This is a genomic window from Pontibacterium granulatum (genome assembly GCF_029961155.1).
Lineage (GTDB): Bacteria > Pseudomonadota > Gammaproteobacteria > Pseudomonadales > Balneatricaceae > Pontibacterium > Pontibacterium granulatum.
In genome coordinates this window covers 206,671-221,153 of the sequence record NZ_JASBRH010000003.1, presented here as the reverse complement: position 1 = coordinate 221,153, position 14,483 = coordinate 206,671, and the positions used below count along the sequence as shown (strand labels likewise).

9 protein-coding genes are annotated in these 14,483 nt (G+C 53.2%); 6 read left to right on the top strand and 3 right to left on the bottom strand.

Going from position 1 to position 14,483, the window contains the following annotated elements; all coding sequences use genetic code 11:
• Positions 1-98: 98 nt before the first annotated feature.
• From QKW35_RS04300 to phbB, 4 genes are all read left to right on the top strand, one after another.
• Positions 99-1,685 (top strand): DUF1302 family protein, encoded by a 1,587-nt coding sequence (locus QKW35_RS04300; protein ID WP_282350993.1) that lies wholly within the window; start codon positions 99-101, stop codon positions 1,683-1,685.
• A 21-nt stretch (positions 1,686-1,706) separates the two neighbouring features.
• Positions 1,707-3,020, top strand: a complete 1,314-nt coding sequence (locus tag QKW35_RS04295; RefSeq protein ID WP_282350990.1) for a DUF1329 domain-containing protein — start codon at positions 1,707-1,709, stop codon at positions 3,018-3,020.
• Positions 3,021-3,334: 314 nt separating this feature from the next.
• On the top strand, positions 3,335-4,699 hold the full coding sequence (locus QKW35_RS04290) for an MATE family efflux transporter (protein WP_282350989.1): 1,365 nt from the start codon (positions 3,335-3,337) through the stop codon (positions 4,697-4,699).
• A 188-nt stretch (positions 4,700-4,887) separates the two neighbouring features.
• Positions 4,888-5,637 (top strand): acetoacetyl-CoA reductase, encoded by a 750-nt coding sequence (phbB, locus tag QKW35_RS04285; RefSeq protein WP_282350988.1) that lies wholly within the window; start codon positions 4,888-4,890, stop codon positions 5,635-5,637.
• A 211-nt stretch (positions 5,638-5,848) separates the two neighbouring features.
• On the opposite strand, the gene QKW35_RS04280 is transcribed toward phbB, so the two are convergent.
• On the bottom strand, positions 5,849-8,698 hold the full coding sequence (locus QKW35_RS04280) for a DUF349 domain-containing protein (protein WP_282350987.1): 2,850 nt from the start codon (positions 8,696-8,698) through the stop codon (positions 5,849-5,851).
• Positions 8,699-8,928: 230 nt separating this feature from the next.
• Positions 8,929-9,354, bottom strand: coding sequence for a YchJ family protein (locus QKW35_RS04275; RefSeq protein ID WP_282350986.1), 426 nt, complete (start codon positions 9,352-9,354; stop codon positions 8,929-8,931).
• 79 nt (positions 9,355-9,433) lie between these two features.
• Between QKW35_RS04275 and sbcB the strand changes: the two genes are divergently transcribed.
• Positions 9,434-10,888 (top strand): exodeoxyribonuclease I, encoded by a 1,455-nt coding sequence (gene sbcB, locus QKW35_RS04270; protein ID WP_282350985.1) that lies wholly within the window; start codon positions 9,434-9,436, stop codon positions 10,886-10,888.
• 20 nt (positions 10,889-10,908) lie between these two features.
• Positions 10,909-11,310, top strand: coding sequence for a hypothetical protein (locus QKW35_RS04265; protein WP_282350984.1), 402 nt, complete (start codon positions 10,909-10,911; stop codon positions 11,308-11,310).
• An 81-nt stretch (positions 11,311-11,391) separates the two neighbouring features.
• On the opposite strand, the gene QKW35_RS04260 is transcribed toward QKW35_RS04265, so the two are convergent.
• A complete protein-coding gene (locus QKW35_RS04260; protein WP_282350983.1) occupies positions 11,392-14,244 on the bottom strand; it encodes an insulinase family protein in 2,853 nt (950 codons plus the stop codon).
• Positions 14,245-14,483 lie beyond the last annotated feature (239 nt).

Genomic DNA, 14,483 nt, shown 5'->3' with positions numbered 1-14,483 from the left:
CTGAAGTGACCAATAATCCGAAGGGGTTAAAAATAATGACAAAAAAAATAACAGCATTACGCAAACTACCGCTTGCAGTGGCCATGGGAGTGTCAGCAATGGCTGGTTCGCCTACAACGTATGCCGCGGACACTGAATGGGCGGGGTTTGTGGAAAATGCCACTTATGTCCGTGACGGAGTGGGACTGTCCAAGTTCCGTAACACGGGACAGGCGGAGTTCTCCAAATCGATTGAATCAGAAAGCTGGGACAACATCGTTGTCAACGGAACATTGCGTGCTACCTATGATGGTGTTTACGACCTGAATGACGATGAGTTCGGTAAAGATGCTACGCAGCCATATCTGGGCTCAAACTGGCACGGACAGGATCTTTCAACCGCGTTGCTCACGGCAGGAACTCCGTTTCCTTGTGAAAACAATCCTACGCTTTGTAACAATCTGGACGGTTACATGGATCAGGATGAGGACGAAGCAAAGTTTCCTGAGTTCAACGACGAACTCGATTTTATCCGTGAACTCTACATCAGCGCTGACCGCCAGTTGGACAGTGGCACGATCTTTAACGTGACCCTGGGTAAGCAGCAGGTGGTATGGGGCAAGACCGACCTGTTCCGTGTCTTGGATGTGATCAACCCTGTCGACTACTCGCGCCACAACATCTATGACGAGCTGGAAGATATCCGTATTCCGCAGTGGATGGTGACCGCAGAGTGGCGCATGGGGCCAACCAAAGTATTTGATGATAGCAACTTCTCCCTTGTCTGGAATTTTGACAAGTTCCGCCCCAGCAATCTGGGTACCTGTGGCCAGTCATACCGCATTCTGGATGCGGGTTGTTTCTTTACCTCATCGACGCTGGGTGTGCCCATTATTCATGACGTAGAAGAGCCCGACTGGGATCTGGGGAATACTCAATTCGGTGCGAAATGGGAAGGCGTATATGGTGACGTGACCTTCTCTTTGAATGCTCTGCATTATCGTCAGCAGCTGCCTTCTCTGCACTTCCGGGCAAACACCGCTTTTGACCCAACTGCGCCATTAAGCCCGACAAATGCGCCGTTCCTGTCAGATGGGGTGTTCGATATTAAATTCCCTAAGATCAACCTGGTGGGTGGTGCCATCGACTACTACTCCATGGATATGGATGCGGTATGGCGTTTGGAAACGGTGTATACCCAGGGGGAAGAGCTTCCGCGTGATACCAACGGTCATAAAGAAACAGACATGCTGCGTTATGTTGTTGGTTTCGATAAGAACATGGTGATTCCGTCGCTAGGTACAGGCAGTGCCTTCCTGTTATCTACGCAGCTGTTTGGTGAGCACATCCTTGATCATGAAGCAGATATGCCAAATGAGGAGGACAACTGGATCGGAACCCTCTTGTTCAAAGGTTGGTATATGAACAACCGTCTTAGCCCACAAATCATAATTGCACATGATGTTGCTGCTGAAGCGACAGTTGTGGCTCCAAGCATCTCCTGGACACCGGATAACCACTGGATGATTAACCTGGGTTTGAACGTTAAAACGGGAGGGGATCAGGAGTTCCCTTGGTCTGCAACGGCCCTTGCAGGTCAACCTGGAATTAACGTGACAGAACCTCTTTCTCGTTTCACCAACGGCCCTATCGGTGTAGCGAACCAAGAAGATGAAATTCAGCTGACTGTACGTTACAGCTTCTGATAGATAATAAGAAAGGTAACTATGATGTTTAAAAAATCTCTATTCAGTGTGGCGATGACCGGTGTCCTGGCTGCACCTGCTTTCGCTGCCACGCTGCAGGATGTGGAAAATTCTTTCTATCCATACAAAAACGGTACGCCCAAGGTAGAGGGTGTCAGTGCCGGGATGGTGATCAACCAGAGCAATGTAGAAACTGTTAAAGATGTGCTTGATCCGGCGATGTATCAGTTTGTCAAAAACGGTGATTATGAGATCAAAGTAGGAGAAACCACTTCATTTGATCTTCACTCGAGTTATGTTGAGGCCACAAAAGCGGGTTTGGGTAAGGTTAAGCTGGGCGATAAGCCTGGAATCATTGAAGGAGCTCACGCCGGTCGCCCATTCCCGGAAGAACCGTCCCAGGACGATCCTCGCGCCGGTGAGAAACTCGCTTGGAACTATAAGTACGGTTACAACTGGGGTGACTCCGCGGCGATCTCTCCCTTTTACTGGAAATACCGCAATATGAAGAGCGGAAAGGTAGAGCGTACCGTGAAGTTCAACTTCCACTTCCTGAACTACACTCACCGGACTCAGCAGGAACCCTATCCGGCGTTGACACCGAATCCATCCAGCCTGTTTCGTGGTATCTACGTACAGGTACTGGAGCCGTTCGATGTGAAGAATACGCAGCTGCTGATTCACCGCTTTGAGGACGACCTGAAACGTGATAACGCATACCTCTATCTGGGTTTCCAGCGTCGGGTACGTCGTCTATCCACCGGCCAGGTGACTGATGCCTTCCTGGGCTCCGACATCATGATCGAGGACTTCGAGGGTTACAACGGCCGTATCAGTGACATGAACTGGACCTATAAAGGTACCAAGCACATGCTGCTGCCGATGTACAACCACAATGAGATGGAGCTGGATGCAGACACCCACAAGGATGACGAGGGGTACCAGGTTGTGGCATTCGGTGGCAAGGGTGGTTGTTTCCCGAATATCACCTGGCAGCTTCGTAAGGTGTATGTTGTGGAATCCGATCCTGTGGATCCGAACCATCCGATCAGCAAGCGTCAGCACTTTATCGATGCCCAGACCTTCACTATTCCGCGCAACATCACCTACGACCGTAAAGGTGACATGTGGAAGAGCTGGCTGATCGGTCAGGCGCACCCGGATCACCACCTGCCGCGTAACAAAGGTACAGGTGTGGCGGTTGATGATGCATTCTCCATGGTGGATATGCAGGCTAACCACTGCACAACTGGTCAGTTCAAGGGACAGGTTGATCCGAAACTCAGTCCTGCAAGTAAGTTCACCGTACAGAACCTGCGCGCCTCCGGTCGTTAATTCGACTACTTGATGTACTAGTAACTCCCGTTCAGCCCGGACGATGTCCGGGCTTTTTTATGGTTCATTGTCAGATAGCGTGGATCAGAGAAATCAACTCGGTTGTAGGTTGGTCATCGCGGAGCGATGCCCAACGGTCTACCCCAAATTGCTCCGTATCTGTTGGGCTTCGCGTTGCGAAGGCCAACCTACGCTTTTTATGACCTATTCGCTGTTATTCCCGTTACGGTGGTAAACAGTGAGTTTCGTTATTACTGCTTGCGTAGGGCGAAATACCGGTTAGGATTAGCCCCACTTTCTCTTCCGGAACCGCTATGCCTGCCAAACCCGATTTGCTGCACGATGAGATTCAGCCTTTATTGGTGCGAATGACCGTACCGATGATGATGGGTATCGTCAGCTTGATGCTGTTCAATCTGGCAGATATCTATTTTGTGGGTAAATTGGGCACCGAGCCGCTGGCGGCACTGGGTTTCACTTTTCCGGTTAGCTTTTCCATTACCAGTCTGGCAATCGGGCTGGGGATTGGCACGTCGGCCACACTGGCGCGTCTGATCGGTTCGGGTGACCATCAGAAAGCCAGTTCACTCTCGACCGATAACCTGCTCAGCACCGCTTGCCTGACGTTGCTGATCGCGCTGGGCTGTCAGCTGATTATCGAACCGCTGTTTCGCCTGATGGGGGCGTCGGAAACACTGTTGCCCCACATCAACACCTACATGTCAGTCTGGTTCTGGGGCTCCGTATTTCTGGTGGTGAATATGGTGAGCAACAGCTGTATGCGTGCCAGCGGTGATACCAAGACACCGGCCAAGATTATGGCGTTCTCGTCGGCGATGAATATGGTGCTGGACCCGCTGCTGATCTTTGGTTGGGGGCCGGTACCCGCCATGGGTGTACAGGGTGCTGCGATCGCCAGCGTGATCGCCTGGGGTGTGACCTGTGCAATTGTGCTGCATATCCTCTACCACCGTCGTGGCCTGCTGATCCTGCAATCGATCGATCTGGTGCGCATCTGGCAGCACTGGAGCGCGGTGATGAAAATCGGTTTGCCAGCTGCGCTCTCAAATATGATGACGCCGGTGGCGAACGGTGTGCTCACGGCGATGGTGGCCACCTATGGGGCGGAAGCCGTTGCCGCGTTTGGTGTCGGTAACCGCCTGGAATCCCTCTCGCTGCTGGCGTGCCTGGCGTTGTCGATGACGCTGCCACCGTTTATCAGTCAGAACTTCGGTGCCGGTCACACCGAGCGGGTTGTGCGTGCGTATCGTATTGCGATCCGTTTTGCACTGATCTGGCAGGCGCTGATTTATATCGGACTGTGCCTGACGTCCGAGTATGTGGCTGCGGTGTTCAGCGATAACACCGATGTTCAGTCCTGGATCGGTATCTGGATTCTCATTGTACCGGTGGGCTTTGGCTTCCAGGCAGCGACTTTCCTCACGGCATCCAGCTTTAATGCGTTGCACCAGCCGCTACGTGCCATGCGTATCAGTATTACCCGCCTGTTTGTCTTTTATGTACCGCTGGGGTGGTTGGGGAGCGAGCTGTATGGTTTGCAGGGTATGTTTGGGGGGCTGGTTATCGCCAATGCACTGACTGCACTGACCGCCTGGTTCTGGATGCGTCGACACCTGGCGCGTCTGCAAGAAAAAGATGAAGTTAAACTGGGTTCTTAAAGCTTTTACTTCTGTCATTTCCGCTTCATATAGCCCCTATAAGCTGTAGGCAAATTAATTCAACCAAAGTCATATTATTTCCTGTTCAAGCTGATATTATGATCAGAAGCAAGTCAGGGATATTGACACAGAATAAGAATTACAAAGCCCAGTAAACTCACGAAAATTACTAAAAAGGGGATGTGAGTATGAGTCAGAAGATTGCTCTTGTAACAGGCGGTACCGGTGGTTTGGGTACTTTTATCTGCCGTTCATTGGTTGATTCCGGTTTTAAAGTAGTAGCGGGATACAACAGTGGCGGTAATCACGATAAAGCTAAAGCCTGGCAGGCAGAGCAGAAGGAAGCAGGGTACGATATCTTGGTCGCTTATGGTGATGTAACTGATGCAGAATCCTGCGCTCAGTGTATCGCGACCGTTGAAGAGATCGCTGGTGGCACAGTCGATGTGCTGATTAATAATGCGGGTATTACCCGTGATGGACAGTTCAAAAAAATGAGCTGGGATCAGTGGGATGAAGTTCTGAGTGCAAACCTGGACTCCATGTTCCACATGACACGTCTGGTCATCAACCCTATGATCGAAAAGGGTTGGGGTCGTGTTATCAATATCTCCTCCGTCAACGCGCAGAAAGGCCAGTTCGGCCAGTGTAACTACTCCGCCGCTAAAGCAGGTATCCACGGCTTCACCAAGGCCCTGGCGCAGGAAGTTGCAGCAAAAGGCGTGACTGTTAACACCGTATCTCCAGGTTATGTGATGACTCCGATGGTTGCTAAGATCGACGAAGCAATCCAGGAGAAAATCTGCAAAACCATTCCAGTGGGCCGTTTCGGTAAACCGGAAGAGATTGGCCGCATTGTGAGCTTCCTGGCTGAAGCTGAATCCGGCTACATTACCGGTGCTGACATGTCCATCAACGGTGGTCTGCACATGCACTAATCATTTGATTAGCTGCACAATAAAAAACCCGCTTCGGCGGGTTTTTTATTGTTTATTGTCGGAGGGATTGGGTCCGATAAAGCGACTGCGCTTGTAGGTTGGTCTTCGCAACGCGAAGCCCAACAGTAAAGGGGCCTGCTTGAGTCGATTTGTTGGGCATCGCTCCGCGATGGCCAACCTACGCTTTTTACTGGCGGTAGTTTGGGAAGGATTAAAGCAAGCTGTTAAGCAGCTTTTCGAAGCGTTGTACCAGGGCAGGGTAGTGGTTGCTGAAGGGTACACAGAGCCATTCGCAACGCAGGGCTTTCACCGCTTTCAGGTTCAGGGCCTCTTCCTGCTGCGCCAGCGCTTGCTGCAGGCGTTGCATCTGGTACTCCATACGCAGGGCCTGGTCTTCATCCGGGGATGGCTGTCCCAGCGCAATCTCAAGACGGATACAGAGTTGGCGCAGGTGAGGTTCCTGTTCGGTCAGGCAGCTGTGCAAGGCATCGCCATCCTGCTCCGTCAGTGATACCAGCGTTTGCAGACGGTTTTCCATCTGATCGTGGAATGTCGCCGGTAACTGGATGTTATCCATCCAAGCGTCGTGCACCGCCGCCAGCGTATCCTCGTTACCGCCTTCCAGCAGAGCCATCTCTAGCTGATCACACAGAATGGATTTGCGCTGCAGAGCTTTTACCTGATCGTCAACCATGGAGAGTAGAGCGCTGCGCTGGTCTTCCAGTGCATCCTGAAGTTCCTCGAACTCCTGAGCAAGTTCGTCAGAAATCTGCTCTTCCATCTCGGTGTAAACCGCGTCGGCCTCATCCAGCAGCGATTCCAAGGCGCGCAGGCCAATGAACTGTGACAGAGCATCTTCCATCTCGTCGCAGATCTTGTTTACCTGCAGGGAAACGCTGGATTTCAGCTCTGATTGTTCACGGCGAGTTTGGTGGAAACGATCAAACACATCGTTGCAAAGGTCACGGAACTGTTGCCAGAGCTGCTGTTCTTTGTTGCGGAAGGTTGGACCGATCTCCTTCCAGCGTACCTGGATCTCCTTCACCTCCTCGGTGGCGGTACTCAGGTCATCCTGCTCCAGCAACGTTTGGACTTCCGCAACCAGACGACGCTTCAGCTCAGCGTTCTCCTGGCGGTAGGCCTTGAGCGGGTTCTCCAGCTGCTCCAGCAGTTCGTTGAATCGGGTTTGTGCTTTCTTGCCCGGGCTGCGGTCAACAGGGCTGTGTTCTCGCCATTCTCGCTTTGCTTGCTTCAGCAAACCGTCCAGCTCTTTCCAGTTGACGTCATCCCAGTTGATGGCATCCAGGTAGGTTTGCAACTGATCACACAGCGTATGGCGGCTCTGCAAGTTTTTTGCGCGCAGTTCCTTCTGGTTATTGAAGTACTTTTCACACGGTTTGTAGGCTTCGTCGGCAGCCAGCTTGAAACGTTTCCAGGTGCGGTGGGAGTGCACCGGGTCGGTTGAATCCAGCAGTTTCCACTGCTGCTGCAGTTCGCGAATCTTGTTCGCCAACTGCTGTGGCTCCATGGCGCTGTTGACCAAAGCTTCCATCTGCTCACACAGGGATTCTTTCTTTGGACTGACAGCAAACCCACGCCACTCCTGCATCTCCTGAACCTGAGCGGTCAATTGGCGGAACTGGCGTTCCAAGGCATTCGGGCAGCTGTTGCCCAGGCGGTGATGGGTCTGCTCCGCCTGTTTCTGCAGACGGTCAGCCTCTTTACTCTGGCCTTGTGCAATGGCCTCTTCGAGTTCACTGAGCAGTACTTCAAAGGCCTTAAATTCGGACTGACTTTGCTGTTTAAGCTGTTTCAGGTTCTGCTCTAGTGCACGGCGACTTGTCTCCAGGACACGCACTGCGGCCGCTTTGTTCTCCGCTGACGGCCAACTGATGTCGCTGATTTTGCTGCGACACTGCTTAATCAGTTTCTCCAGCTGAGCCGTACCTAGCGCGTGGGCATCGGAGGCTTTCTGGGCCAGCAGCTGGATATTGCTTGCTTCACCGATCAGCGTTTCGGTTGCTGCCAGCAGTTTTGCGCAACGCTCATATTCGCGCTGGTAACGCTTCTGCAATTCTGGCGTGGTTTCTTCCTGGTCTTCCCAGCGACGTTTCAGCAGGCCCAGCACCTGTGCGTTCACCGCATCGGGCTGTTCGCTCTGGGCTGCGTTCTGTACCAGTTGGGAAGCAAAACAGCGCAGCTCTTCGATAACGGCTTTCTGTTCTGCTTTCGAGCGCGCAGCCTGTTCTGCTGTCAGACGCTGTGCTTCCTGTTCGGCCAGAACCTGGCGCTGGCGTTCTTCCGCGGCACTGAATGATGCGCTGGCGCGGCTGACCTGCTCCTTGCTAGCGCTATCAGCGCTCTGTTCCCACTGCTGCTTCAGGGCATTCAGTTTGGCTCCGTACTGCGGGAAGTATTCGCCGTTAGCCAGCTGTTCAATGGATGCACACAGCTCCTCGCAACGCTGTTGCTGGGCTTGCATCGCCTGCTCGGCCTCTTGCAACTCGGTTTGGGTGTTTCGCAGGATGCGGCTGACGGTTTTATCACGACCAAGCGTTTCCTTGATCAGTGCGTCGATCAGCTCGGCATCGTACATTTTTTCTGCTGCCTGGCGGCGGAGTTGCGCCAGGGATGCCGAACGGATAATGGTCGCCAGGGCGTGCTGATCGGTGATTTTGTCCAGAGCGTAGCTTTGTAGGGCCTGATCTGAAGACTTCAGCACCACATGGGTCAGCAGATTGGGTGAGTCCAGCAGATCCAGTGCGGCACGACGTTGCTCTATCGGCGCAACGTGTTGATCCACGGTCAGGCAACAAATGCGATCCAGTGCCGAGCGGCGGATCATCTCGTTCTGCTCTTTGCGGGCAATCTCGGTCAGCAACGGCAGGTTGCTGAGTCGGGAGGTGGCGGCCTGACGTACATTCTGGTCAGGATCCGTCTGGGCTAATTGCTCCAGAATCTGGTTCGAATCGGGGGCGTCATGGCTGATCTCTTCGACAGCACGCAGGCGTACTTCCGCTTTTTGATTTTGCCATTTGGGTTTAAAAAATCTGAACAACATTCAATCCCGGTCCCGAAATCACAAAGTAACCCGACGTTCGTATAAACACTTGGGGGAGGCTATTCTAGCGCAGAAAAGTCACAGGAACAGGCTTGACATTCAATTATTATGAATTGATGAAACTGTTGGTAAAACCACAGTTTTTGCCTTGATTAATGTCAGCCGGTGAGCGCGGATCTGTCCGTCGTTGAACAGATCCTGTGCTGCAGAAAGAGCTTCTTTGAAAGGGCTTACTTAATTGTTACTTCGACGTCGCCATCGACGTAGTACCACTGTCCGTTTTCGCAGCGGAAGTTGGAGTGTTCATACAATACGCCGCTTTGGTCATCGGCTTCGAAGGATGCCTTAAACTCGACCGTGCCAGAGCTGTCACCTATACCACCCTGTTCGGTGGAGAGGATCTCAAGACCAACCCAGTTAGTACATTTCACCTGTTCGGTTAGAATCTCCGCATCTTCCGGGTGGCGTTTTTCCGGTGCGGTGGTGGCGACCAGATAATCCACTGCACCCAAAGAAAACGCCGTATAGCGGGAACGCATCAACGCCTCAGCGGTTGGCGCGGGCTTATGACCTTCAATGGCGGGCTCGCAGCAGAAGCTGAAGGGTTTGCCTGAGCGACAAGGGCAGGCTTGAGTGAGGTCTTGGTCATGCAACATACGGATGATCCCTCCATGAACTGTGGGGTATTATATCGCCTGTGTAATCCAGTTCCATACACCAAAAGGATATTTACTTGTGAGTGCGAAGCTGACTTTTTTCTGGCACGACTATGAAACCTCCGGCGCTGATCCGCGGCGCGACCGGCCGATGCAGTTTGCCGGCATTCGCACTGACGAGGACCTGAATATTATCGATGAGCCGGTGATGTTCTACTGTCGCCCATCCGACGACCTGTTACCGCACCCGGATGCCTGCCTGATTACCGGCATTACCCCGCAGAAAGCACTGGATGAAGGCTTATGTGAAGCGGAGTTTATTCGTGAAATTCATGCACAGCTGTCGAAGCCGGGGACCTGTGGGGTGGGCTATAACAGTCTGCGTTTTGACGATGAAGTGACGCGCAACACCCTCTACCGCAACTTCTATGATCCCTACGCGCGCGAGTGGCAGAACGGGTGTTCGCGCTGGGACATCATCGACATGCTGCGCCTGACCCGCGCACTGCGCCCGGATGGCATCAACTGGCCTACCTACGAGGATGGCAGCCCAAGCCTGCGCCTGGAAGACCTGACCAAAGCCAATCATATCGACCACGGTGCGGCGCACGATGCGTTGTCGGATGTTTACGCCACGATCGAAATGGCCAAGCTGGTGCGTGAGAAACAGCCGAAGCTGTATCAGTTTGTGCTGGAGAATCGCAGCAAACAGGCGATCCAGGCCAAGCTGGATGTGGTCAGCATGAAACCAGTTCTGCACGTTTCCTCCCGCTATCCAGTGGAGTACGGCAACCTGGCAGTTATTGCCCCCATCGGTACCCATCCGGTCAACAAAAATGCGGTGCTGGCCTGGGACTTGCGATTTGATCCGACTCCGCTGATGCAGCTGACGGCGGCAGACCTGCAGCGTTTGATGTACACCAAGCGTGAGGATCTGGCAGAGTCTGATCCAATCATCGCCCTGAAGCAGATTCATACCAACAAATGCCCAATCATCGCTCCGGCGGGCATGCTGAACACCGAAGAGGCGCAGCGCCTGTCGATTGATGGTGATACCTGCCGTACGCATCTTCAGATCCTGCGCAACATGCAAGGTCTGCAGCACAAGCTGATGGAGTTGTTTGGTGATAATCCGTTTGAGCCGGAAAGTGACCCGGATTTGATGATTTATAGTGGCGGATTCTTCAGCGATGCCGATAAGAAGTCTATGGAGCAGGTGAGAATCGCCGATCCGGAAACACTGTCGAACCTGGATCTGCCGTTCCAGGATGGACGGTTGGAGGAGATGTTCCTGCGCTATAAGGCGCGCAACTGCCCGTTTATACTGACCAGTGAAGAGCAACAGATCTGGGAGGAGTACCGTTCCCGCAAGCTGCTGGGGCCGGACAACAGCGGGCATCTCACCATGAACGCGTTTTACGCCCGGTTGAATGAGCTGTATGCCCGACCGGACTGCAGCGACCGCGATCGCCTGATTCTGGAGGAGCTGGCGGTGTATGCGGAATCTATCTATCCGATGGAGGATTTTGTGTAGTGATACGACGAGGGGATTGTTTGGCATTGCTGGTTGCCAGCATGACTCTGCCTGCGTGGGCAGAGGTGCAACCCGTGCCCGATCCGATCCCCTATGATGTCACTCCTGCCACAGGCAGTATTGTGTTCGCCATCGAACCCGCAGTGGCCTACAAAGGCTTACCGCGGGGCACTTTCGATGTAGAACCGATGGAAGAGGTGCGAGCGTATGCGCTGCCGTCTACTCTGCCCCCGCCAACCGTAGTGCCCGCTGCGGATTCCGAGTTCTACGTGCAGCTCAACAAGCTGGAGAAAGAGGGGCCAACGCTCAGTGGCGAAGATTTGGTGTTCCAGACCATTGCCGATGACCGGAAGAAAGAACGTTGCCTGGTTTTCGGTGAGGAGTGCTCCGCGCTGGAGATTATCGAAGAGGGGGAGCCGTAGTAACGGCTCTTTCATATCCAACGCGAGCAAAGAAAAAGGCGCCATCAGCGCCTTTTTTGTTTGTAGGTGTTGCTAAAGCCTTTAGGCTTCCGGCATAAATTCACCGGCCAGCTTCAGGGAGTCTATCTCGGTATCACAGGTGCGACCGATCTCCTCACTGCTTGCGGTTTGCATATGCTTCAGACCAAAGCTGCGTACCACCAGTTGACGCTCACGAAGCTGTTCAAAACCGCTCTGTAATTCTTCAAGGGAGAGCTTGTCGATCGACTCTGCCAGGGTTTCACGGCTATAAAAGTCGGCGTTGTTACGGTCGATCTGCTTCCAGTAACGCGCAGTGCGCTCGCTCAGGCTATTCTCCTGCTTTAGGATGCGGGAGATCACGCTACGCTTGTATTGATCCAGCTGTGTGTCTGTCATGCTCTGCATCTGCTCGTCCATCTCATCCATGAACGAAGAGATGTGGGTCTCCAGTGTCATTGGATCAGCCACCGGGGACTGCACCACAAAAGCCAGACCTGGTGCCTTACGCAGTGGCAGCGGGGTTTCAAATACAACGTAACCCAACTGTTTCTCGGTACGCAGACGGCTGTAGAACGGCGAGGACATCAGCTCGCTCAATACGGCAAATTCCGCGCGTGTTTTCAGGCTGGCATCGTTACCCTGGTAGTAGATGCTGATCGCCGAGTCGTTGTGTTGCAGGTCGAGTGTTTGCACGAAGGGGCGACCACGCTTCAGGTGCACAACCGGGGTTTCTGACAGGTGCTTGGCCTGCGGTTTGTTCAGCAGTTGGGCAACGATCTGGTCGGCCATGGTGGTGGCTTCTGCTTCAACCAGATTACCATGGGCCAGGATGCGCAGGTCGGTTTCTGCCAACAGCTGTGGCGTAAACACTTTCAGGTCTTCAAAGGTAATCATTTCCAGCGCGCGTTGTTTCTCTTCTGTGCTCCATTGTGGCAGTAGCAGCTGGAAGATCTCATTGATCGTCTGGTTGAACGGTTTCTCTTTACGGGCGTTCTTTAGTTGATCAGCATACTGCCGCTTGATCACCGCATAACGCTCGGCATCCAAATTAGGCTTCTTTAACGCGTGAGTGACCTTCTCCAACAGCACTGGGAGTTTCTCGTTGTAACCGGACAGGCGCACGCTGAAACCCTTCATGTGTGGATAGATGTCGGTCTCCAGTCCTGCCACATAGGCATCGTAGAGGATCTCGTTCATCTGGTCCTTCACCATGCGAGTGTAGAGACTGGTGAGTACCGCTTCGCGGGCGGTACGGTTGGCGCGGTCGGACATCACACTGAAGAACACGTTGGCCTTTGGTGTCTTGAAGCTACTGTCCTGATGGTGCCAGAGGGTCAGGCCCGGTTTGTCGACCAACACCTGTGGACTGTCGGATGCAGAGCTTGGGTCTTTCAGATCCAGATTACTGGCCACAAACGGGTTGTTGCCACGGATAAACAGGTCTGCAACCTGGGGGAGTGGTTGAAAGGCCTGCAGCGCCTCTGCATTGATGGGCTCAGCCTTGTACGCTGCCTGATACCAAGGATCGTGTTTGTCGGTTTCCAGGTCACGTGCTTTCACGGTCAGCAGCATATTATCCGGACGAATCGCGGCCAGGTATTGCTGGATAAGTTCGGCGTCAAACGCTTCCAGCATATACGGCGCACGTACCACCTCTTCAGCCGGGAAGCGGCGCAGTTGGCCGGACAGCTGGCTGACGTAGTGAATCGGTTCGCTCTGTTCCTGGAAGCGGAACTGAATACGGTTCAGGTTGCTCTCTTCCTGGTAAAGCATCTCACTGACACCACCCTGGCGAATGAGGTCAACATAGCTGAAGAACAACTGTGCGATTGCCTCCTGCTGCTGCATACCTTCCGGCGTCAGTGCGATATTTACGTGAAATGTGGACTCACCCGGCAGATCGGATCCGGTGGATGCGGACAGACCGGTCGCCCAGCCTTTCTCTTTCAGCAGGGACAGCAGGCTACCTGCACCTTCGTAACCGACCAGGCTGCTGATGTAGTAGAGCGGTTTGCTGCGCCAGTGGCTGCGGATCTCCGGCATCGGGAAGGTCAGCGACAGGTAACGCAGGTCTTTAACGGTTTTAACGCTCAGCTTCAGAGGCAGGCTGCTCGGTGTGAACAGGCTGGTGTTGTTGCGAAACGGCGTGGCGTTGCGATTAGGGACGGCCGAGAAGCGCGCTTCCACCATGGCCTTGAGTGCTTCGGGGGATTGTTTGCCCAGTACAACCAGGGACATCAGATTGGCAGAGTAGTACTGTTCGTAGAATTTGATCAGGTCATCGCGGATCTTGCTGTTTTCCGTGTTCGCCAGGGTGTCCAGGCTGCCCACCGCGAAGTCGCTATAACTGTGGTCCGGGTTCAGGATCTGCTTGGTAACGGCAAAAATTCGACGGCCGTCGTCGCGAATCTTGGACTGATATTCGGAATGCACCGCGTGGCGTTCACGGTCTACATACTCTTCGGTAAACAGCGGTGAGATGAAAAACTGGGAGAAGCGATCCAATGCCGGTTCCAGGTCATCCGCCTTCACGTCAAAAAAGTAGTTGGTGTTTTCGTAGGCAGTGTAGGCATTGTGGTTGCCGCCATGGGAACTGATAAACGCCTGATAGTCACCCGCTTCCGGGTACTTTTCCGTGCCCAGAAACAGCATGTGCTCAAGGAAGTGGGCCAGGCCTTCGCGACCTTCAGGATTGGCGTTGGAGCCGACGGCAACATCCAGGGAGGCGGCCGCCTTCGAGGTGTTCGGGTCAGAGATGACCAGCACCTTCATCTGGTTAGGCAGGCTGAATGTCAGATATTCCCGAGGGTCACTGGAACTTTTGTGAACTCCCGCTTGGGCAAGTTTCCCAAAAACAAACAGGAGTAAAAACACTACATACGCGGTGATTGGCAGGCGCTTCAGTGGGGTCATGGGCATCAATCTTCTGAAGTTAGGGAGCCTGTCTACAACGACATATACTGATTCGCATCAGTGCGCCCGGCAGGTTCCTTAGTCTGTCTTTATTGTTTTTGAATAAGCACTCGATCCTATATTGATATGCTTAATCTGTCTAATTTTTGGTCAATTGTTTCGTTCTAACGCTCAGTTTTTTAATTATTAACAGATTTTTGGCAAAGAACCTATTTCGATTGATGGCAAACAATATAGTT